The organism is Bacillus sp. EE-W1 (assembly GCF_009760835.1).
GTDB classification, from domain to species: Bacteria; Bacillota; Bacilli; order Bacillales; family Bacillaceae_G; genus Bacillus_A; species Bacillus_A wiedmannii.
Genome location: NZ_WIPE01000056.1, coordinates 96,775 through 118,460, shown reverse-complemented (window position 1 = coordinate 118,460; position 21,686 = coordinate 96,775). Strand labels below are relative to the sequence as shown.

Annotated in this window: 18 protein-coding genes and 1 pseudogene; 5 read left to right on the top strand and 14 right to left on the bottom strand. The window is 34.9% G+C overall.

What is annotated here, in order from left to right; translation table 11 throughout:
- Positions 1 to 76: 76 nt before the first annotated feature.
- Positions 77 to 994, bottom strand: a complete 918-nt coding sequence (gene cysK, locus GFJ36_RS08315; protein WP_000762271.1) for a cysteine synthase A — start codon at positions 992 to 994, stop codon at positions 77 to 79.
- 10 nt (positions 995 to 1,004) lie between these two features.
- Entirely contained in the window at positions 1,005 to 2,216 is a 1,212-nt protein-coding gene (locus tag GFJ36_RS08310; protein ID WP_097889357.1) for an MFS transporter, read from the bottom strand.
- 244 nt (positions 2,217 to 2,460) lie between these two features.
- Between GFJ36_RS08310 and GFJ36_RS08305 the strand changes: the two genes are divergently transcribed.
- The gene (locus GFJ36_RS08305; protein WP_097889356.1) at positions 2,461 to 4,101 is read left to right on the top strand and encodes a peptide ABC transporter substrate-binding protein; all 1,641 of its coding nucleotides are present in this window, start codon (positions 2,461 to 2,463) and stop codon (positions 4,099 to 4,101) included.
- Between the two features lie 41 nt (positions 4,102 to 4,142).
- On the opposite strand, the gene hflX is transcribed toward GFJ36_RS08305, so the two are convergent.
- Positions 4,143 to 5,402 (bottom strand): GTPase HflX, encoded by a 1,260-nt coding sequence (gene hflX, locus GFJ36_RS08300; RefSeq protein ID WP_061673188.1) that lies wholly within the window; start codon positions 5,400 to 5,402, stop codon positions 4,143 to 4,145.
- A gap of 483 nt (positions 5,403 to 5,885) precedes the next feature.
- Positions 5,886 to 6,434 (bottom strand): cobalamin biosynthesis protein CbiN, encoded by a 549-nt coding sequence (locus GFJ36_RS08295; protein ID WP_141542719.1) that lies wholly within the window; start codon positions 6,432 to 6,434, stop codon positions 5,886 to 5,888.
- A 182-nt stretch (positions 6,435 to 6,616) separates the two neighbouring features.
- Between GFJ36_RS08295 and GFJ36_RS08290 the strand changes: the two genes are divergently transcribed.
- Positions 6,617 to 7,600 (top strand): ketoacyl-ACP synthase III, encoded by a 984-nt coding sequence (locus tag GFJ36_RS08290; RefSeq protein ID WP_097889355.1) that lies wholly within the window; start codon positions 6,617 to 6,619, stop codon positions 7,598 to 7,600.
- Between the two features lie 85 nt (positions 7,601 to 7,685).
- Here the strand turns inward: GFJ36_RS08290 and GFJ36_RS08285 are convergent, their stop codons facing one another.
- Entirely contained in the window at positions 7,686 to 8,954 is a 1,269-nt protein-coding gene (locus GFJ36_RS08285; protein ID WP_097889354.1) for an MFS transporter, read from the bottom strand.
- A 251-nt stretch (positions 8,955 to 9,205) separates the two neighbouring features.
- Here GFJ36_RS08285 and GFJ36_RS08280 point away from each other — a divergent pair.
- Positions 9,206 to 10,051 (top strand): annotated as a pseudogene (locus GFJ36_RS08280) (leucine-rich repeat domain-containing protein); the annotation flags it as partial.
- 35 nt (positions 10,052 to 10,086) lie between these two features.
- Here the strand turns inward: GFJ36_RS08280 and GFJ36_RS08275 are convergent.
- The 3 genes from GFJ36_RS08275 to GFJ36_RS08265 form a co-directional block, all read right to left on the bottom strand.
- A complete protein-coding gene (locus GFJ36_RS08275; RefSeq protein WP_097889352.1) occupies positions 10,087 to 11,835 on the bottom strand; it encodes an MFS transporter in 1,749 nt (582 codons plus the stop codon).
- A gap of 36 nt (positions 11,836 to 11,871) precedes the next feature.
- Complete coding sequence (locus GFJ36_RS08270) at positions 11,872 to 12,411, bottom strand: PadR family transcriptional regulator (RefSeq protein WP_097889509.1); 540 nt, start codon at positions 12,409 to 12,411, stop codon at positions 11,872 to 11,874.
- Positions 12,412 to 12,586: 175 nt separating this feature from the next.
- A complete protein-coding gene (locus GFJ36_RS08265; protein ID WP_087983070.1) occupies positions 12,587 to 13,399 on the bottom strand; it encodes a polyphosphate kinase 2 family protein in 813 nt (270 codons plus the stop codon).
- 249 nt (positions 13,400 to 13,648) lie between these two features.
- On the opposite strand from GFJ36_RS08265, the gene GFJ36_RS08260 reads away from it, so the two are divergent.
- The gene (locus tag GFJ36_RS08260; protein WP_097889351.1) at positions 13,649 to 14,113 is read left to right on the top strand and encodes a hypothetical protein; all 465 of its coding nucleotides are present in this window, start codon (positions 13,649 to 13,651) and stop codon (positions 14,111 to 14,113) included.
- A 19-nt stretch (positions 14,114 to 14,132) separates the two neighbouring features.
- Here the strand turns inward: GFJ36_RS08260 and GFJ36_RS08255 are convergent, their stop codons facing one another.
- From GFJ36_RS08255 to GFJ36_RS08240, 4 genes are all read right to left on the bottom strand, one after another.
- The gene (locus GFJ36_RS08255; protein WP_088608706.1) at positions 14,133 to 14,411 is read right to left on the bottom strand and encodes a hypothetical protein; all 279 of its coding nucleotides are present in this window, start codon (positions 14,409 to 14,411) and stop codon (positions 14,133 to 14,135) included.
- Positions 14,412 to 14,439: 28 nt separating this feature from the next.
- The gene (locus GFJ36_RS08250) at positions 14,440 to 15,702 is read right to left on the bottom strand and encodes an MFS transporter (protein ID WP_097889350.1); all 1,263 of its coding nucleotides are present in this window, start codon (positions 15,700 to 15,702) and stop codon (positions 14,440 to 14,442) included.
- Between the two features lie 145 nt (positions 15,703 to 15,847).
- Positions 15,848 to 17,260 (bottom strand): S-layer homology domain-containing protein, encoded by a 1,413-nt coding sequence (locus GFJ36_RS08245; protein ID WP_088608708.1) that lies wholly within the window; start codon positions 17,258 to 17,260, stop codon positions 15,848 to 15,850.
- 255 nt (positions 17,261 to 17,515) lie between these two features.
- Positions 17,516 to 18,757 carry an N-acetylmuramoyl-L-alanine amidase gene (locus GFJ36_RS08240; RefSeq protein WP_097889348.1) on the bottom strand — a complete coding sequence of 414 codons (1,242 nt, stop codon included), beginning with the start codon at positions 18,755 to 18,757 and terminating at the stop codon, positions 17,516 to 17,518.
- Positions 18,758 to 18,926: 169 nt separating this feature from the next.
- On the opposite strand from GFJ36_RS08240, the gene GFJ36_RS08235 reads away from it, so the two are divergent.
- Positions 18,927 to 19,412: an 8-oxo-dGTP diphosphatase gene (locus tag GFJ36_RS08235; RefSeq protein WP_097889347.1), complete on the top strand. Its 486-nt coding sequence runs from the start codon at positions 18,927 to 18,929 to the stop codon at positions 19,410 to 19,412.
- A gap of 28 nt (positions 19,413 to 19,440) precedes the next feature.
- On the opposite strand, the gene GFJ36_RS08230 is transcribed toward GFJ36_RS08235, so the two are convergent.
- Together GFJ36_RS08230 and GFJ36_RS08225 are read right to left on the bottom strand one after the other, a co-directional pair.
- Complete coding sequence (locus tag GFJ36_RS08230) at positions 19,441 to 21,066, bottom strand: YndJ family protein (RefSeq protein ID WP_097889346.1); 1,626 nt, start codon at positions 21,064 to 21,066, stop codon at positions 19,441 to 19,443.
- A gap of 5 nt (positions 21,067 to 21,071) precedes the next feature.
- Positions 21,072 to 21,683: a DUF4166 domain-containing protein gene (locus GFJ36_RS08225; protein WP_097889345.1), complete on the bottom strand. Its 612-nt coding sequence runs from the start codon at positions 21,681 to 21,683 to the stop codon at positions 21,072 to 21,074.
- Between the last annotated feature and the right edge of the window lie 3 nt (positions 21,684 to 21,686).

Below are 21,686 nucleotides of genomic sequence, written 5' to 3'. Positions count from 1 at the left end.
ATTCTCCCCCCTCTTTACAACCTAAAACAAACAGCTTAATCGTGACAATTTCACGATTAAGCTGTTTCTATCAATTTCATTCAAATAATCCCATACTCAAATAACGTTCTCCTGTATCAGGTGCAATACATAAAACTTTTTTACCTGCGCCTAGACGTTTCGCTATCATAATTGCTGCGTAAACAGATGCTCCAGACGATGGCCCAACTAATAAACCTTCTTGTCTAGCTAAGTTTCTCATTGTCGTTAAAGCCTCTTCGTCTGCAATTTGAATAATTTCGTTATACACTTCTGTATTTAAGTTTTTCGGGATAAATCCCGGGCTTGTTCCTACTAATTTATGAGGGCCTGGAACACCGCCTGATAAAACGGGAGATCCTTTCGGTTCTACTACTGCAATATATAAGTTTGGTAGTTTCTCTTTTAACGTTTCCCCAGTCCCTGTAATAGTTCCACCAGTTCCAGCCGTTGCTACGAATGCATCAAGCTCGCCATCCATTTGTTCATAAATTTCAAGTGCAGTCGTATAACGATGAATATTCGGGTTTGCTGGATTTTCAAATTGTTGCGGAATAAAACTATTTGGAATTTGCTTTTGCAGTTCTAATGCCTTCGCAATTGCTCCTGGCATTCTTTGTTCTGCCGGTGTTAAAACTACTTCCGCGCCGTATGCTTTCAATAAATTTATACGCTCTTTTGACATATTGTCTGGCATAATTAATATTGCTTTATACCCTTTCGCAGCTGCATTCATTGCTAAGCCTATTCCTGTATTTCCGCTTGTCGGTTCAATAATTGTATCTCCTGGTTTGATGAGACCATTCTCTTCTGCAACGTGCAGTAAATTATAGGCAGCGCGGTCTTTCACACTGCGTGATGGATTAAACATTTCTAGTTTTACATACACATCCGCTGCGTCTTCTGGAATAAATTTAGATAATCGGACGACAGGTGTATCTCCTATTAATTCTGTAACATTTTCACATAATTTCATAGTGCATCCCCTATTCTATCGTTTTCTTATCACTTGGTAATAACCAAGAAGTAAGTCCAATTAATGGTAGACAACTACATAGTAACATAATGAATTGTAGACTATATATGTCAGCCAATTTCCCAAGTACTACAGATCCTAAAGCTCCGAGTCCAAACGCAAGCCCTACAATTAATCCAGATACCATCCCTACTTTTCCAGGAACAAGCTCTTGCGCATAAACAACAATTACACTAAAACTACTTGAACTAATAAAACCGATACATAAAAATAACGGTACGACCCACATGAGCGAAACGTGAGGTAATAAAAGGGCAAGTGGCGCCGAACCTAGCATTGAAAATACAATAATTGTTTTCTTTCCAAATCGATCTGCTAACGGTCCCCCAAAGAAAGTTCCTAACACACCGGCAATCATAAACGCGAATACGAAATACTGGGCATTTTTTATAGATAAACCGTAATGCTCAATTAAGTAAAATTGATAGAAATTCCCTATACCAGCACCGTACCAAGAACGTACAAAAGTAAGAAAAACAAGAAGTAGAATAACAAATTTAATATGTGTACTTACAATCGCATTTTCCGCCTCAAGCGCAGCCCTTTTTTTTCTTCTCACAGCGCCAGTTGCTAATTCATTCCTATACCAATTTGATACGAAAATTAATAATATAATTCCTACTGCTGCAAAGGCTGTAAAACCTAAAGAACCAATTTGGCCGAGCGGAACGAAAATTAGAGCTGTAAAAATAGGAGCTAGGGAATTCCCTGTATTTCCTCCAACCTGATAAATCGCTTGCGCTAAACCTCGTTTTGCACCGGCTGCCATATAAGCAACACGAGCACCTTCTGGATGAAAGACTGCGGAACCTAATCCGATAAATAAAACAGAAATAATAACAATAATAAAGTTCGGTGCAAATGCAAGTCCAATCATTCCAAGCATACTCGAAAACATACCGAGCGGTAATAAAAATGGTGATGGCTTCTTATCTGAATACATACCAAAAACCGGCTGCATAATCGATGACGTCATATTTAATGCAAACGCAATCCACCCTACTTGCATATAAGATAAATTCATCGTTTTTTCCAAAATAGGAAACAATGCCGGCACGACTGCTTGCATCGAGTCATTTAAAAAGTGACCGAAACTAATCGCAAATAGAATTCGATATACCGTCGGTGTTTCCATTGTATTTTTTTTCGAAACTGCCTGCATATATGTATTTCTCCTTCCTGTACAAAATATATATTTATTACAGCAAGTGTAATAAAGTAAAACTTTAACCTCGATAAATTCTGACTTTTGAAACATTTCTATTCTATACTGGTTTCATTTCTTTTTCCAGAAATATCACTTCTTACATAATATATTTTTTCTATAAGTTTTATCGGATTTATTTATAGAAATTTTCTATATTTTCTTTTATACTAGGACAGAGATAAAGGAAAGGATGACAACTATGAAGAAAAAAACTAAAGGAATCGTTGCACTCTCAATCACATTATCTATGTTTTTAACAGCATGTGGTCAAAAACAAGAGGCAACAACTACCGGAGAAAAGAAAAAAGAATCTTCAAAACAAGTATTAAACATTGTAGAAGCTGGGGAAATTTCTACACTTGATTCATCTATCGCAACTGATGGGTTTTCTTACGCTGCATTAAACAACGTAATGGAAGGATTATATATGCCTGGCCCTGACAATAAACCTGTTCCTGCAGCAGCTGAATCATACAAGCTGAGCGAAGACGGAAAAACATATACATTTACATTACACGATTCAAAATGGTCAAATGGTGATCCAGTTACTGCACATGATTTTGAATATGCATGGAAACGTGCTGTTAATCCAGAAACTGCTTCTGAATACGCACATATTATGTTCGATATTAAAAACGCAGAAAAAATAAATAAAAAAGAATTACCAATTGACTCATTTGGTGTAAAAGCAATTGACGATAAAACGCTTGAAGTACAGTTAGAACACCCTGTTCCATACTTTTTAGGGTTAATGGGATTTGCAACATTTTATCCTCAAAACAAAAAAGTTGTAGAAGCGCAAGGGAAAAATTACGGACTTGAAGCTGCAAATGTAGTTTATAACGGGCCGTTTCAATTAAGTGAATGGAAACATGATACAAGTTATAAAATGTCAAAAAACCCGAACTACTGGGATAATAAAAATGTGAAGCTAAATGAAATCAATGTAAATATCGTAAAAGATACTTCCACAGCCGTTAATTTATTTGAAAGCAAACAAGTAGACCGGATTACGATTAATTCAGAGTTTGTCGATAAATATCAAAAAGATCCGAGCTTAAAGAAAATGGAACGTCCTTCTATGACATTTTTCCGATTTAGCCAAAAGAATCCTTTATTAGCAAACAAGAATGCTCGAAAAGCTATTTCGCTCGCTTTTGATAAACAAGGAATCGCAACAACGATTTTAAATAATGGTTCTATACCTGCGAATGCATTTGTTCCGAAAGGATTCGTAAAAGGACCTGATAATAAAGATTTTCGCAGTACAAGTAATATAAAAGTAGGAACAAATGTGAAAGAAGCTAAAACACTATGGGAAACTGCAAAAAAAGAAACAAACTTACAAAACGCTTCACTTTCAATCATAACAACTGATGAGTCTAACGATAAGAAAATTAGCGAGTTTTTAAAAGGTGAATTGGAGAAAAACTTACCTGGCTTAAAAATCACATTACAGCCCCTTCCAGTAAAAGCATTTTTAGATCGTGAAGGAAATGGTGACTATGAAATTTCACTTTCTACATGGGGACCAGATTATCCTGATCCTACAACATTCTTAAATATGTTTGTCACTGACGGACCGTTTAATAAGATGAGCTATTCAAACAAACAATACGACGAATTAATTGAGAAAACGAGCTCTACTTTAGCAACTGACTTACCAGCACGTTGGAAAGCGTTCCAAGATGCAGAGAAAGTCTTACTGGAAGATGATGCAGCTATCGCTCCAATCTTCCAATCAGGCCTGGTATATTTAGAACGTCCAACAGTAAAAGGTGTTGTTATTCGTCCATTTGCAGGAATTTATTCTTATAAGTGGGCCTCTATTACAGAATAAGAAAAAGGCGATCCTAACATATATTAGGATCGCCTTCTTTATTAAATTGCAAAACGCTTATACTTTTCGTAATCACTCGTCTTACATTCTACTTCTAGTTTTGTACCTTCGTTTTCATAACTTGTAGATAAAACGTGCGCATGATTATTGAAATAAGAAACTACCTGTCCTTGATCATACGGAATTAACATTTCACACTTCGTATACTCTTTATAGATGTGTGAACGAATCATTTCGACAAGCTCTTCTATCCCAACATGTTTCTTCGCTGATAAATAAACGCGGTCTTCTTGTACTTTCGGAATTTCAACATCTACCATATCTGATTTATTATAAGCATAAATGGTTGGAATATTTTCTACTCCAATTTTCTTTAACGTTTCATTTGTAATGTCAATTAACTGTTCGTAATTTGGGTTCGCGTAATCTACAACGTGAATAAGTAGGTCTGCTTCCGCTACTTCTTCTAACGTTGAACGGAATGCTTTCACAAGGTGATGCGGTAATTTGCTTACAAATCCAACTGTATCTGTTAATAGGAATGATTTGTTATCTGGCAAATCAATATTTCGCACAGATGTTTCTAGCGTCGCGAATAACATATCTTTTTCAAATACTTGTTTTTCTTCTGTACCATTGTAAATTTCAAGCATTGCATTCATCGTCGTTGACTTTCCGGCGTTCGTATAGCCTACTAATGCTACAACTGGTACTTCATTTTTCTTACGTTGCTTTCGCTGCGTTTGACGCTGGGCAACAAGTGCTTCTAGATCTTTATTTAAAACTGAAATCTGTTCTTCAATTTTACGACGATCTAACTCTAATTTCTTCTCACCGACACCTTTATTTTTCGTACCAACTCCGCCGCTCTGTCTTCCTAACGATTCACGAAGACCGATTAAACGTGGCATCATATACTGAAGATGCGCTACCTCTACTTGCAACTGTGCTTCTTTCGTTTTCGCACGTTGCGCAAAAATATCTAAAATTAATATGGTACGGTCAATTACTTTACAATCTAAATCTGCTTCTAAATTTCGAATTTGAGAAGGAGATAATTCGTCATTAAAGATTACCATATTCGCATCTACTTCATTTACATAAGCTGCTACTTCTTCAATCTTTCCTTTTCCAATATAATGGGACGGATTTACTCGTTGTAAATTTTGCGTCACTTGCCCAATTACCTCTACATCACAAGCTTCTGCAAGATTTGTTAGCTCTTCCATTGAATATGCAAAATCATCTTCATTACCTAAATTTACTCCAACTAAAACTGCTCTTTGTAATAATTCTTCCATATATTTATTCCTCCATTTCGATTACGTAAAATAAAAAACACAGGTTACTGCCTGTGTTTTCGTAAACGGATAAGGGTTCACCAAAGAAATAGGAGAAAGCTATACTTTCATCCTATCTCATAGTCAATAAGTCCCAAAATCATATACGCATCCACAATAAGTGTTCACCTATACGATCCCATTCTATTTATAAAGGCAAAACAAAAAGAGGGCGTATTCGTCCCTCCCTCTTTTTCACATATAAGCTTAATAAAGGGTTCCTTTAAAATAGGCAGACCAATCCCGTTCACTCTGCACACAGACAGAGCCTTTGAGCGCTATTCAATTATTGGCACAAAGTATTGAGACGTAATCTGATTAAGATCAAAGGAAGCCCCTCCGTTCATTTTAAGTTACATAAAGTGTAGCATAAGTAATTCGCTTTCACAAGATTAAACCACCTATAGAAATAGAAAGAAAATCTTTATATATTTACTTTAATCGTCATTTTTTGCGCGTTCTTCTTACAATAGAAATCACAACAGCTACTATCAATAACAGGCCTATAGAAAGAGTAACAACTTGCCACCAGCTTAAACCGTTCAACTTGCCACCTTTTAAATCGACTTTCTTCGTCGGAACAGATTCTTTTGCGATTTGACTTAAAACCACTTTGTCCGCCCCTGCCTCATCTAATCTCTTCGTTCCACTGCACATTGATGTCTCTAACTTCCCTTCTCCTCTATTAGAAGCAAAGACTAAATACTCTCCTCCCTCCCCAAAAGGAAACGTACAGCTACTAAAACTTGTATATATAATAATTTGCGAAGAGCTTGTCCCTTTCCAAATTTTCTTCACTTCAAATAACATTTCCATTTTTCCATCCTTCTCTTGAACCTCTAATACCTTACCTTCAAACACTACATCCGTTTTTTGTAACCTCTCTTCCGGTGATGCTTTCATACACTCACAAGCGTAAGACTTCTCTGGTAAAATAAAATAAATAAAGCTACAAATTAAAACTAGAGACAATACATATACGATTCTTTTCAAGAATCTCAAACCCCCTTTATGATCAATTTTAGAAGCTTTCCGTATATTATTTGGACATCACTCCTCAAATCCCTTTTCGTTTTATTAAAATATATCGATTTTAATAAAACGAAAAATCTTAATTGACATTTTTATAACCTAATAATAGTATCAGGTTATAAAATAAGTTAGGAGATGTTCCCATGCATTCTAAATCTCGTATTACTGCAATTGGTACTTATGTTCCAAATCAAATATTATCTAATAACGATTTAGAGAAAATGATTGATACGAATGATGAATGGATTGTACAAAGAACAGGAATGAAGGAAAGACGAATCGCGAGCGAAGACGAATACTCCTCACACTTAGCCATTAAAGCAATTGAAAATTTATGTACAACTTTTAAAAAGAACTTAGAAGATATAGACTGTATCATCGTCGCTACAACAACCGCTGACTATGTTTTTCCGAGTGTCGCGTGTCAAATACAACAACACTTCAGCATACCTCATACAATAGCATTTGATTTAAATGCAACTTGCGCTGGTTTCACATATGGCCTGCACGTCGGTAATAGCTTAATCACTTCTGGATCACACAAAAAAGTACTTGTCGTAGCGACAGAGACATTATCTAAAGTTACTGATTACACCGATAGAACGACTTGCATTTTATTTGGCGATGGTGCTGGAGCTGTTTTATTAGAAAGAGATGAAAACAAACCAAGCTTTGTCGCTGCTCACATGGGAACAAATGGGTACGGTGGGATTCATCTATACCGAACAAACTTATCTACTACTATGAATGGCACCCAACTACAAACAAATGAAAAAATCGTGCAAAATGGGAGAGAAGTATATAAATGGGCAACTCGTACAGTGCCAGCAGGTATAAAAGAACTATTACATACCGCAAATATGCAAATAGATGATATAGACTGGTTCATACCACACAGTGTTAACTTACGAATGATTGAATCTATTTGTGAGAAAACCGAAATTCCAATTCAAAAAACTTTAACAAGTGTAAAACACATGGGAAATACATCTTCAGCTTCCATTCCACTCGCTCTGGACTTAGCTAGGAAAGAAGGAAAATTAAATAATGGAGACACACTTTTACTATACGGATTTGGTGGTGGTCTTACGCATTTAGGACTTATTGTGGAGTGGGATTTAAACTAAAAGTTTTTTTATACAATTCACTACAAAAAAGCTGCATTCAAAGATTGGTTACCTCCCTTTGAACGCAGCTTCTTTCATCTTAATTTTATTTACCTGTCCGAGCCCATATCACAACAGGAATGAGCATGAAAGCTAACACTCCTCCAGCTAATGACAATGCCGCATAACTTGAATTCGCCACTACCATACCTGACATCGCTCCACCTGAAGCTCCAGCTAGTGCAATAAACACATCTATTTTCCCTTGTGTTTTTGCACGTGTGGAAGGTATAGTTGCATCAACAATTTGAGCAGTACCACTTATTAAACCGAGGTTCCATCCTAATCCAAGTAAAGACAAAGCAACAATTAATAGTATTAAAGAATCACTCGGCGCTATCGCAGCTATGACACCTGCTGCTAGTAAAATTACTCCACCAGCTATACTCATCGTAGTTCTGCCAATTTTATCAATTAGCATTCCCGTAACGAGAGATGGAAGGTACATTGCACCGACATGAAAACCAATCACAAGCCCTACTGCACTTAATCCATGACCGTGATGTCCCATATGAACTGGCGTCATCGTCATAATCGCAACCATCACGATTTGAGTAAGTATCATTACGATAGCTCCAACAGTAATTCCTCGTTTATTTTCTATCGCTTCTTCTGTTACTGCTTGCCCTTTATATGTATGCTCTTGTTTATATGTTTCTATCATATTAGCAATAAGTAACGGATCTGGACGAAGCATAACAAATAGGACAATACCTGCAAGTATAAATGCAGTTGCCGATAATATGAACGGACCAGCAAGTTCAGGAATTCCAATTGAATGAGCAAACTTTCCCATTACTCCTACTAAATTTGGACCTGCGACTGCACCAAAAGTCGTCATTACCATCGTAATACTAATAGCAGTTGCTCTTTGCTTCTTATTCGCTAAATCCGTTCCAGCATAACGCGCTTGTAAATTCGTAGCTGTGCCCGCGCCATATATAAGTAAAGAAACTAGTAAAAGAATAATACTATTTGTTAAAGCTGCCCCCACAACTCCGATAGCCCCTAGTCCGCCTACTATAAAACCTGCCGAAAGCCCTATACGGCGACCATGTTTTTGCGATAACTTCCCAACAAAGAAAGCCGCTACCGCAGATCCCATTGTAAACATAGCTGCCGGTAATCCTGCATATGCATCTGTCCCAAGCATTTGCTGCGCAAGAAGTGCACCTACTGTAATGCCAGCAGCTAACCCTGCTCCGCCGAACATTTGTGAGATGCTGACGATTATTAATGTTCGTTTGTATAATTTTTGTTGTTGTTCTTCTGTATATATATGATTACTTTTTAAAGCCCCCGCCTCATCTAACAAGTTCTCATCCTCCCTTTGAAATAAAATCCCCTTGTTAATGTACTATGTTTTCCATTACATATTCAACAGCATTTTCTATTCGTTCTTTTCATTCTAAAAACTTACTAACCATAGACTACTTATCTCATGCTATATTAAAAATACTACTATTTACAATATACAAGGAGAAAACACTGAAAAAAAATCTAGAATTATGTGAGGCTTGCAAACAAAACCCAGTACATAAAATAGAAGAATTCGATGAAGCAAATCAACCACAAAACTTTTTAGTTATGAATGGCAGCGTACAAATTCATGAAAATAGACTGGATGAATACGTAGACTTCATTAATACAAACAACTTTACCAATGTTTACATTAATGATCTTAGGTATAGTTTAAACCATATTAACTTTCTAGAACGCTGCCCGCAAATTGAAAGCTTACAAATTAGTAGTACATGTATTACTGATTACTCAGCTTTATATAAATTAAAAAACTTAAAATCTTTAGCATTAGAAGAACCACAAGTTCCACTAAACGTAACAGCACTAGAAAGCTATACAAATTTGGAGGAACTTCACATACAGTGGAATAAAAACATTACAGGATTCGAATCTTGTCCTAACTTAAAAGAACTATACATTTGGAAATACAAACCGAAACAAAAAAACCTTGAAGAATTAATGTCTTTACAAAAACTTGAAAAACTAAGCATTACACATGGCAATATTAACTCATTAAAGGGATGCAGAGCATTCCCAAAATTAAAGCATTTAGAAATCCATTATTTAAGAAATTTAGAACATATTGATGAAATTGAAAACAACGCTTCAACTTTAACATACATCGAATTCAATCATTGCAGTAAAATGAAAAATCACGACTATTTACGTTATTTAACAGAGTTAGAAACCGTCATTCTATCAAGTTGTGGTAACATACAAAATCTACAATTCATTAAAGAGCTACCTAAATTAAAGCAATTAAGTTTCGTGGATTCTACAATTGTAGACGGCAATTTAGAACCTTGCGTCGGAATTGATTTTGTTGGCTTTAATAATAAGAGGCATTATAGTCATAAGTTTAATGAATTAAACCCAGATTCCTCATACTAACGTAAAGAAAAACAGGCTGTTATTAGCCTGTTTTTTTACGCTTCCTCTACTACCCTTTTCCTTCTCCCTTTACTCAAAGCCTTTCCTTCCCAAAATAACAAACTTACTAACGCAAAAACTAAGATAATCGGCACACTTACTTTATATAAATCTGTAAAACTCATTGCCATCTGATTTTGAGCATAGTGATTCACATCATTCGAAAATGCGAGTACCTCTTTCTTTATATTTCCCTCTTGTTTTTCAACTTCTTTTGTCACTTGATTCATAACTTCTTCTCTTTTTACATCTCTATATTCTACTGGAATTTCTCTTAATACTTCATCCACTTTTTGGTGAATTAATGCATCTTTTTTCTCTTTATTTAACCCTACAAATGTTTTATTTTGATGCTTTTCTACACTTGGTTCTATACTTTGGTTCTCTATTTTTTCTTTTGTTACTTGTAGTATTTCAGCTTGCTGTGAGCTATCCACATGAATATTATGCACTTTTTCTTCTGCATAACGATATACATTCTCTTTATTTACAGCTAAATTATGCGTTAAGTTAGATACAAATATTGCAACTGCTAATACAATTCCTACTTGCCGCAACATCGAGACAACACTTTGAGAAGCGGTTAATAATTCCCCTTCAAACGAAGAAGCACTTAAAACTGTAATTGGACCTACTACTAAACCATACCCAACACCTAATATCATACATGGAATAATAATTTCTATATTTGTTGAATTAACATCAATCATTTGCAACCAATAATAAGATAAGCCCATAACAAGAAAGCCTGACAAAATAATAGTTACTTTTCCGAGTTTTTTAATTAAAGTTGCTGCAACTGGTGAGACAAAAAATATCATCGCTGAAATAGGTGTCACTAAAAAAGCTGCTTCAATTTCCGTTCGGCCTTGTATTTTCGTCAAGAACGTCGGAAGCAATACAGTAACTCCAATTAAAAATAAATTACTTAATATGACAACGATAGACGCTCCGACAAACATTCGATCTTGAAATAACTTTAAATTCACCATTGGATTATGAATCTTTCGTTCTACTAAAACAAATAGAATAAGAGAAATAGTGCTAATTGCATAACAAGACAAAGCAATATTACTTTGCCATCCCCATGTATTGCCTTTTACTAATATGAGAGTAAAAGAAAAAATTGCTGTGCTACTTAATAGCAATCCTATCCAATCTATTTTTGAGATAATACGTTCTTCATTTTTTATTTGTAGCATAAAGCAGCATAAAATGATTCCAAGAATACAAATTGGAACATTTACGAAGAACACCCATCTCCAACCGAAATTTTGTGTAATAATTCCACCTATTACTGGTCCCATCGCAGCTGATAGTCCTTGTGTTACGCCTAAAATTGCAAGTGCAACATGCCTCTTAGCTAATGGCATTGCAGATACACCAATTACCATACTAGTTGGAAATAAAATCGCCGCACCTACACTTTGTATAAAGCGAGAAAAGATAAGAAAATCGCCCGTATTAGCAAAAGCACAAAGTACTGACCCGCCGCCAAAAATTATCAAACCAAGAATATACATCTTTGCTTTCCCAAAAATATCAGCTATCCGTCCAAGCGGGATAGCGAGTACTGCTATTGTCATTGTATAAACATTTAATACCCAAGACATCTTTTCTAGTGAAGTATTTACACTCGTTTGTATCGCTGGTAAAGCTATATTCATAATTGTCGTATCAATCATACAAAGAAATATACCTAAGCACATTAAAAAGACAATATTAATACCCTTTGATTGCTCCATGTTCATCTACCCCTTTATTTATTATGAACGTGTTTTTTATTCTTCCATTTTATTTTGTTCTTTTGCTTCTAGTTGCTCTAGTTTTCTTTTCAATGTCTCTACTTGAGCACTATACGATGCAATACCTACATCGAGTGAAATTTCCTCAACAAAAGTAATACCTTCTCTCCACTTTTCATATTTCAAACGAAGATCCGCAATATATGCTTCTTTCCTTTCAATTTCGTCCGCAATCCATTTTTTTATTGCCTTGTCATCGCTATAATTACCGAAATACATCCTCATTAAAAAATCTGAACGTAAAACATCTTTCTCTACATCTGTTTGCATGTACTGATAAAACTCTTCACGCCCTTCATCTGTAATAAAGTACATTTTCTTATTCGGTTTCCCTTCTTGCATAATAACCTCTTTCTTTATTTTCCCCTCTTTTTCCAACTGTCGTAACGTTGGATAAATCATTCCAAAACTCCCATCAAAGAAATGAGTAAATACGTCTTCAAACACAATTTTAATATCATAACCAGACATTTCTTTTCCCATTAACAAGCCTAAAACAACATCTCTTCCCTTCAAAATAAAACCTCCATACTGTATATAATCAATAATCATATTAACAATGTTAATATGATTATTGATTATATACCTCATTCCGTTAATTGTAAAATGTTTCTAAATAAAAACACCCTGTAATTTTATTATCTAAAATTACAGGGTGGCTCTACTTTATATTTCATATACAAGCTTTGTACTATTTTACAACTTCATCTTGAATAGTTTCAAAGCCTTCTGTCTTTCCATCTTTTATTTCATAATAATACGAAGGTAATTCTATATTATGTTCTAAGAGGTAATCCTCAATTAATGAAATAATAACTTTCAACGTTTTCAAACGTGCGTATAATTTATCGTTACTTGCGATAATTTGCCATTTCGCATTTGGCTTATTTGTTTTTTCAAACATGTCTTCCATTGCTTCAACATACTCGTCCCACTTTTCACGATTACGCCAATCTTCGTCTGTAATTTTCCATCTTTTCAAAGGGTTTTTCTCTCTATCTTTAAACCTCTTTAATTGTTCATCTTTACTAATATGATAGAAGAACTTCCCGATTATATAATGATCATCTGTTAATAGTTTTTCAAAATCATTAACCTCATCATACGCTCTCGTCCACTCCTCCTTTGTAGCAAAACCTTCAACACGCTCAACTAACACGCGGCCGTACCATGAGCGATCAAAAATAGTAATTTGCCCATACTGAGGAAGTTTTCGCCAGAAACGTTGCAAGTAGTGGTACCGTTTTTCATGAGGTGCTGGTGCTCCGATTGGATTTACTTGAAACCCGCGCGGATCAAGATGTTCCGTCACTCGCTTAATTGCTCCGCCTTTTCCAGCCGCATCCCAGCCTTCCATAACGAGCATAACTGCGATTTTTTCTTCTTTTACTATTTGCTGCAATGCTAGTAAGCGCCTTTGATATTTTTCAAGTTTCTTATTGTACTTAGATTTCGATTCAATTCTTTTCGTTACATCTACGTTAGCAAGATATCCATTTTCCATAAAACAAATCCCCCTTGTTGTATGACAATGATATTTTAACATAATATTGGAAAATTTTCTCATCAGAAAAAACTGTGTAGAAAAATCTCTACACAGTTTTCATAAAGAATACAGCAGTTAATTTTCGCATTTAAAATGTAAATTACATTCATGAGGGTCATAAATATCACCTTACATTATATGGTATATACTCACATAAAGAGAAGATACTAATAAATAAATCCGTTACAGAATGGGAGCTCTCTAAAAATGAAAAGAAAAATTTTCTCTCTCTTTGCACTAATCTGCTTCGCACTACCAATACAAGCAAGTGCTTACACATTTCAATCACTACCAATTGAATCAAAGTCAAAACAGTGGTATATCGAAATTGATAAATCTCATAACGCAAACAAGCAAGCAGCGCAGCCAAAAAAGGGGGGATATGATACATATAGTTTACTCATAAAAAACATCGGTAATGATGTATCAAATGTATCAGTGGAAATACTTGATAACACTCCTACCTCTAAAGCTATTTTTAATCCTACTACGTTACATAACAACGTTTCTAAAAGTCAGACAAGCTCTGACTACATCGTATTCCCTTTAGACTTTAATAGCCATAATTTTAAAGTCGTCATTACTTGGGAAGAAAAAAATTTCTCATACAACGGTCATCCGGTAAATGAAGGGAAACAAATGAAACAAACATTTGTATTTAATGAAGAGTAAGCCCTAATTTGATTCGGGCTTACTCTTCATTTACAAAACCAGATTGAATTGCTTCTGTCACTTCTTTTGTGATATCCAGTTTTGTTGCATCGGTGCTAATTTTCTTATGCCAAATATGTACGGAAGGCTTTTCGTTACAAAAATGTTTTATTAATACTAGTTGGTTATATGCTAGCTTATTTTCTCTATGGGTAGCAATATAGACTGTGAAATTTTTTGCTTCAAAGACCTTTTCCTGCAAAGTGTATTGGCTGTCCAATTCCTTTACTACTACATCGTTCAAGTTTTCTATAATCATATAAGTTATTCTCCTTCCCCTTATATCATCAATCAAATCGTCGAATACTTGGTACACATAATACTACTCCAATTGTTACAAGTACTAATATAGCTAGTGTTATAATCGTTATCTCACCACCTATGACAGTAGCTAACCATCCTACAACCACATAACCTAGTGGCAATAAAGCAAATGAACCTAGCATATCAAGGCTTGCCACTCTTCCAAATGCTTCTTCTGGCACAAGCTCTTGTAAACTTGTTTCCCAAATGAGTCCAAATATCATCATACCGAACCCTTCAATTGCCATTAATCCAATTAATGCAGGTGCCCAAGCAATAAACGGCATTATTAAAAGCGCACAACCACTTATTAATACACCACCATAGGCAAGTAATCCCCGCTTATGCCACCGTTCCCTCCCGCCAAATATTAGCGCGGCAATTACAGCTCCAACACCAGAAGATGCCATTCCTAATCCATACACGTATGCTTCAAAATGATGATGAACATTAAATAACCATGGAATTAATACGACGATAATTCCTGCATAACAAATATTGATGAAAGAAAAAACTAAAATTGTAATCCATAGCCACGGATGATTTTTTAAAACGAAAACACCTTCCATAAACTCTTGTTTGTAATCGATTTGTCTCTTTTCAATGGATTTTACTTTTTTAAACTTTATTTCTCTTAAAAATATTAAACATAAAAATGATAGCAAATATGTTACTGCATCCAGTCCAAATCCTATTCCAGCAGATGCAACTGACACAATCAATCCTCCAAGAGCCGGTCCAATTAGTCGTATACCTTGATTACTCATTTGCGTTAATGCATTAGCTGCATTTCGAATTTCCGGTACAAATACTTTCGCCCTTACAGCCGCATATGCTGGCTGAAATATCCCTTCCATAAGCCCATATAATGCTACGAGTGCGTATAGAAGTGGAATTGTTAAAACGTCCATAAATATAAGTGTCGCAAGTAAAAGCATTAATATACAGCGAATTATATCTGTAAATAACATTAATTTCACTCGATCAATTCGATCTACTACTAATCCAGCAAACGGTAACGCAAGAATATTAGGAAGCATATACATTGCCATAGTCATTCCCATTACAACTGTTGAACCAGTTAATGAATACACAACGACTGGCAAAATAACCATCGTTATCGAACTGCCTAAAGTCGAAAGTAATTGCCCAATCCATAAAAATTTAAAATGTGGTGACGCTTTAACTGGCAATAACAATTTACCGACATAACTTACATGTTTCTCTGTTCGTATTTCTCCTTGCATACTTCTCTCCTCTTTTCAAATTAAGTTAACACTAAATATAAAACAGAAAATTCAATCTTTAATACTTATAATTATATATGAAACTGTTAAATTATTGGTAAAAATAAAAAAGGTGTTTTCATAAATGAAAACACCTTTTTTTATATTATAATTTTAAGTTCTTCTTCAATGTCCAATATTTTTCTTGAGTATTTTCAAATGAAAATTCTACCCAACCGTTTGGATCTTCACGATATACAGTTACTTTCTTACCATTTTCTAATTTTCCAACTTCATTTTGTGTAATATTTGGTACACTCTTAATTGTATAACCAAATGGATATGGCACTTGATAGTAAGAACCTACTAATTGAACCGTAGCCGTTGCATCTTTTGCATAATCTTTATATGGGATGTCTTTTCCTAATGCCTCTACATTTAATGTATTAGGATTTTTCGGTAATCGTTTTACATTTTCATAATCTTTCTTGTTAAACGGTTTAATACGCTCCATAATATTAGCGATTTTGCCAGCCCATTCTTTATCTGTTGCATACTTTTCATTCATAGCAGGTAATGTGTAACCATTAAAATGATTAGCACCTTCTTCTAAGTAGTTCTTCCTTACATAATCAGCATTGTAAGAAATACTTTCCTTGTATGACGGTAAATATTTTGCATATGCAAATGGGTCACGGTCATATGCTCTTAAGCCAAATAAATTATGTTTACGATATGCAATTTCTGATTTACCGTACGCTGATTCTAAGATTGCATGTGCAGCTAAATATAGTGCGCTCACACCATACTCATTTTGTGCTTGAATAAAATCTTTACCAGTTCCAATAAGTGGACTATCCGAATGAGATTTTTTAATGAAATTATCAATCTCTAGTGCCGTTACGTTAGATGGCAAAGTTACGTCTAGATTAATATACGATGGCTGTTCAACAGGAACATCATTTTTAATTTTCATCGCTTTATATAATAATTGCGCATAGCTTTCACGTGTTAATATACCTGATGGATCAAATCCTCCAAGTCCATTTCCTACCGATACACCATTGGATTGCAATGCACTAATTGCTTCTTTTGCCCACCAGTGTGTTGCATCTATATCATTAAATGTATGTGGTGCTTTTACTTCTAATTTAAATGCTCTTTGCAAAATAACAGACATTTCAGCACGAGTTAATGATTCTTTCGGTCTAAACGTCCCTTTACCATCACCTATGAAAATCCCCATATCTGTTAATGCCAAAATTTCTTTTGGGAACATCGTCGTTCCTGCGCTAATATCAGAGTATGGATTTTTATAATCGCTTTTTAATTCTGGTTTTAATGCGCGATACATTAATGCTGCTACTTGCTCACGAGTTACAACATCTCCAAAGCCAAATTTACCATTATCGTAACCTGCAATAACCCCTTTTGACGTTAAATCAGTAATCGCTTCAAGTGCCCAATGATTTTTCGGAACGTCTGGAAATTCTTTTGTAGATGCAAACGAAGTTGCTGGAGCCAGTACTACTTGAAGTGCGACTGTCACTGCTAACACATTAGAAATAACTTTTTTCATAAATTGTTTAACACGTTTTCTATATGCTTATACCGTGTTAACTTGCCTCCCTTTATCGTATAATTTTCCCTATTAAACTAACAAACTCTTAATTAGTCAACAGTAAAAGTATACGTGATAAAAATAAACTAATCTACCATTATTTTATTCATAATCAGCATAATACGATATATCTTTCTATTTCGATATAAAATTACAAAAACTTACATAAAAAGCCCACCTCTATATAGACGATGGACTTAACAATCAACATTGTTATTTCGTTAAACGAGATTTTGAAGCATCAAAACCTTTCCACTCATAATAATCTAAAATACCCGCATAAATTGCCTCAGCAGCTATTTGTCTTCCAGATTCTGAAGCTAACTTCTCATAATCCGCGCTGTTATCTAAAAATGCTAGCTCCGTTAGTACTGCTGGCATCTCATTTTCTCTTAGTACATAAAAGTCTTCTGGTTTCACACCACGATCTCTTGTATCTAGAGCTTTAACTAATCGCTTTTGTATTTTATCAGCTAACATATAACTATCTTTTTCACGCTCAGTTAATTCTTTCTTTTCAGATCCTTTATAATAAAAAGTTTCTGTTCCATGTCCATCATGTTTTTGAGAAGCATTTGCATGGATACTTACAAAAATATCTCCATTATGTTCTTTCGCGAAATCCACACGATTTTTAAGGTCTTCTCCTTGTTTTTCACCAAGACGAATATCTGTTTCACGTGTTAACATCACGCGGAATGGAGTATGTTTCTCTATTAAACTTTGTAATCTTTTAGATGTATCTAATACAATATCACTCTCATGTAATCCTTGTGTTGCTTTCCCAGGATCTGTTCCTCCATGACCTGGATCAATAATAATCATCTGTTCTACTAAAGGATTGCCTATTTTAAGTGAATCAGCCTTTGCAATAAACTGTGCTGCTTCTGCTTTCGTTACAGTTTTCTTAGGCTCCCACTTCTCACCAGTACCAAGAGAGATGCCTAATTCAACTAGGATGTTCGCTTTTTCTTTACCCCAGTTTAGTGTTTCTAAATCTTTGAATTTAGTTTCTGGAGTACCGTTTACTTTAGACTCTAATTTGTAAGCTTCTACAAGAAGAGATGCCATTGAAACACGGTCGATTTTCCCGTCTGGCTCGAATCCATTGCCTGTACCTTTAACAACGCCAGCTTTTTCTACAGCTGCGATGATTGGAGTAGCCCAATGTTTTTGAGAATCAGCGTAAGATGGTTTAGCATTTGTATCGATTCTTAAGTTTAATATTCGAGCCATCATTGTAGCTGCTTCGGCACGAGTAATTTCTTTTCCAGGCTCGAACATTCCTTTATCGTTACCTGTAACTGCACCTTTCTCTACTAAATAGTAAATAGAATCTTCTGCCCAATGTTTAGCTGGGACATCTGGAAATTTTTTTGTTTGTGCGAAACTACTAGATGAATAAGATAATATACTAGCTGCGATTAATCCTGCTGCGATTATTCTATTTTTCATAGAATATATTCCCCTCTCAAGTACAATGTATTTATGTAACAGACTAATTATAGTTCTGAAAATTAGTAATAGTCAATTGGAATTTGTATAATTTTGTATTATTATTGTATTTTTTGTCATATATAACTATAGTTAAAAACTATAAGATTTTATAAGAGGAGAGATTCGTATGAGCAACAATTGGAAAGATATAGAGCACCGTATGTATACAATGTGTATGATTCAGCGTAATAACAAAATATTGCTAATACAGCGCCCCGATCATCTAGGCTTCCCTGGTTACATCGCTCCTGGCGGAAAAGTAGATTTCCCAGAAAGTATCGTTCAAGCTGCTATACGAGAATCGAAAGAGGAAACTGGACTTCACGTTTCTAATTTAATTTTCAAGGGGTTAGACGAATATGTAAATCCGAAAGAAAATGTTCGATATATGGTATTCAATTATTGGACAGATTCGTTTGATGGTGAACTTCTTATAAACCCTCCTGAGGGCGAATTATTATGGGTGCCAATTGATGAGGCTCTAAATCTTCCTATGCAAAATTGGTTTAAAGAGAGATTCCCATTATTTTTTGAAAAAGGTACGTTTGAAATTCAACGTGTTTGGGATCGGGACTTAGATAAACAAGTTGCTATGACAATTACGCATACGTAAAAAAGCTTGGTATCTCTCCAAGCTTTTTTTACTTTCCTTCTATTTTCTTAATCTCATAATCAATTTCTAAAAACTTAACTCCAAATATCCACATTCTATGGTTAGCTTTTAATATGTGATTCGTGTTCTCTTTTATAATAAAAGTCTCTGCTAACGGTAAACGAATTGTAAAGAAACGAGTATGTAAATAAATCCCCTCATCTCCTTTACCGTTTCTTCTCAGCTTACTAGTAATGATTAAATCATTACTCTTATTACATAATTTTAAAACCCCCGTCATATTCGAATATGGTAAAGGTAATGCAATATTCATATATGTCTCGCTCTTATATGTGTGCTTTGAGTAAAGAGCTACAAAAATAGATTCTCCTGCTTCATTTTTTCTTAGCCAAGCCCTTACATTCTCCCTTCCATCTTTCTCATCTATTATCCCAACGATAGAGCCATGCATCGTTTCCCACTTACCGCCCATTCCTAAATGTATTTGTCCTACACGCTTACTCATTTTCTCATAGCAAAATGCAACCGGACGAAACCAACGAGCCCACTTAATATGCGATTGTAACTCATACTCTTTTGTATTTTCATAAAAACGAGTAATACTTAAAGGAATCTTTGCCATGTCAAATCCCTCACTATGAAAATCGTTCATATTATCAACTAAACCTTTGTATTCCTTGCTATCTATTAAACTTCTGTTATGTAAAAATGCTTCACCAACTGTCGTATTTCCTCTTAACCTGCTCATTGGTTTCCCGTAATATTTATAATTCGGAGCAGTCTTTTCAATCATCCAGCCGACAAATGCGGGTAACGCTACTCCAATTCCATTGACAACACCGTGAATCCAAACCATTTGAGCAATTGTAATCGTCATTACATGTTTCAAATTCCCATATGAATATATAAGCGAAAACATAATTGTTACCATGAGTGTACTAGACGATATGATCAGAAGAACCTTTGCACTAATAGCATTAAATTTCGTACGCCAAACATACATCCCATAACCATAAATCGCACATAAATATAGGAACACTGCAAAAAATTCAAATATCCTTGAGTACGTAATTCCTATTGCAACTGTCATAGGTGAAATGACGATGATAAACATAATAGCATCATATACTTTACTTCTCTTTTCTCTTTTCCTACCAATTAAACCCGCTGATAACGGCAATAGAAATGCCGAATAATGAAAGTGTGCAGCTGTAAGCAAAACAATGTCGGAACTAAAGTGCATAATGGAAAGCTTTGCTACAGAAGCAAAAAACCAGAAACCACCTAAAAACAAATACATAAACGCACTATCGATAGCTGTCTCCTCTAACGGTTTCCATCCTCTTTCTAGCACTCTACTTACACCGAATAACGCAACGATTCCTGTATATACAAACCAAAGTAATGCAAAGAAATAGTGATTTGTTACGAAAGCTAACATTGCACTAATTGCTGCGATTGGATATAAAAGCGATACTAGTTTATAAAAGGATACATATGATCCACTTCTTGTCTTTTTATCAAGAATGCAAAATGACATCGGTATAAATAACAAAATAGATAATAAAATAATTGCTTCAACTGGGTTTACATTTGTCCACTCACATATTAGAAAAACAATATAACAAGCAAGCCCAACTATTATATTTTTCATATCATTTATTTCCTCTCCACAAATGTTCCCTTATATGAAAATAATGAACCGATTAACGGATTGCGTACTTGTACATGAATTCGAAAGCATTGTCGTGTTTCATCATAACTTTCTACAATGTTGGCCTCTCCGTATAAGAATCTAGGTAACGGGACTTTTCTGCCAAACATGTAAAACCATTGTTTCTTTGAGGAAATATGCATTGCCCCCACCTCATCAATATGAAAATTCAATGTAGAAACAAGTATGTGTGGTTCACCAAAACAATCTACAATTTCATTATTCTCTTCATCCAACTGCATAACGGCGTTAAAATATCTTTTCTTATTGTGAAAATAAAAAGTACGATTCCACCGCACAAGTTCATGTCCATGTTCATCCCGCTCAGCGGTATTATGTATTGTAAATGGCACTTCCTTCCCCCGCTCAGAGAAAAACATACGGAACTTTGATGCAATTTTTAATATGAATTTTACGAAAAAAGAACCACCATAAATCTCATCCATCTTTCCTTCTCCAGTAAAATTATTTTCTTCTGTAATTTCATAGCGTTTCTGTAATTTTGGATGTAGTTTTTTATAAGAATCCCCTAATAGTCTTTCATACATATTAGCCATACA

What these genes read in the sequence shown, in the direction of transcription:
- cysK (WP_000762271.1), bottom strand. Translation starts at nt 994, where the DNA reads ATGAAATTATGTGAAAATGTTACAGAATTAATAGGAGATACACCTGTC.
- GFJ36_RS08230 (WP_097889346.1), bottom strand. Translation starts at nt 21,066, where the DNA reads ATGAAAAATATAATAGTTGGGCTTGCTTGTTATATTGTTTTTCTAATA.
- GFJ36_RS08310 (WP_097889357.1), bottom strand. Translation starts at nt 2,216, where the DNA reads ATGCAGGCAGTTTCGAAAAAAAATACAATGGAAACACCGACGGTATAT.
- GFJ36_RS08290 (WP_097889355.1), top strand. Translation starts at nt 6,617, where the DNA reads ATGCATTCTAAATCTCGTATTACTGCAATTGGTACTTATGTTCCAAAT.
- GFJ36_RS08260 (WP_097889351.1), top strand. Translation starts at nt 13,649, where the DNA reads ATGAAAAGAAAAATTTTCTCTCTCTTTGCACTAATCTGCTTCGCACTA.
- GFJ36_RS08255 (WP_088608706.1), bottom strand. Translation starts at nt 14,411, where the DNA reads ATGATTATAGAAAACTTGAACGATGTAGTAGTAAAGGAATTGGACAGC.
- GFJ36_RS08225 (WP_097889345.1), bottom strand. Translation starts at nt 21,683, where the DNA reads ATGGCTAATATGTATGAAAGACTATTAGGGGATTCTTATAAAAAACTA.
- GFJ36_RS08265 (WP_087983070.1), bottom strand. Translation starts at nt 13,399, where the DNA reads ATGGAAAATGGATATCTTGCTAACGTAGATGTAACGAAAAGAATTGAA.
- GFJ36_RS08235 (WP_097889347.1), top strand. Translation starts at nt 18,927, where the DNA reads ATGAGCAACAATTGGAAAGATATAGAGCACCGTATGTATACAATGTGT.
- hflX (WP_061673188.1), bottom strand. Translation starts at nt 5,402, where the DNA reads ATGGAAGAATTATTACAAAGAGCAGTTTTAGTTGGAGTAAATTTAGGT.
- GFJ36_RS08240 (WP_097889348.1), bottom strand. Translation starts at nt 18,757, where the DNA reads ATGAAAAATAGAATAATCGCAGCAGGATTAATCGCAGCTAGTATATTA.
- GFJ36_RS08250 (WP_097889350.1), bottom strand. Translation starts at nt 15,702, where the DNA reads ATGCAAGGAGAAATACGAACAGAGAAACATGTAAGTTATGTCGGTAAA.
- GFJ36_RS08275 (WP_097889352.1), bottom strand. Translation starts at nt 11,835, where the DNA reads ATGGAGCAATCAAAGGGTATTAATATTGTCTTTTTAATGTGCTTAGGT.
- GFJ36_RS08245 (WP_088608708.1), bottom strand. Translation starts at nt 17,260, where the DNA reads ATGAAAAAAGTTATTTCTAATGTGTTAGCAGTGACAGTCGCACTTCAA.
- GFJ36_RS08305 (WP_097889356.1), top strand. Translation starts at nt 2,461, where the DNA reads ATGAAGAAAAAAACTAAAGGAATCGTTGCACTCTCAATCACATTATCT.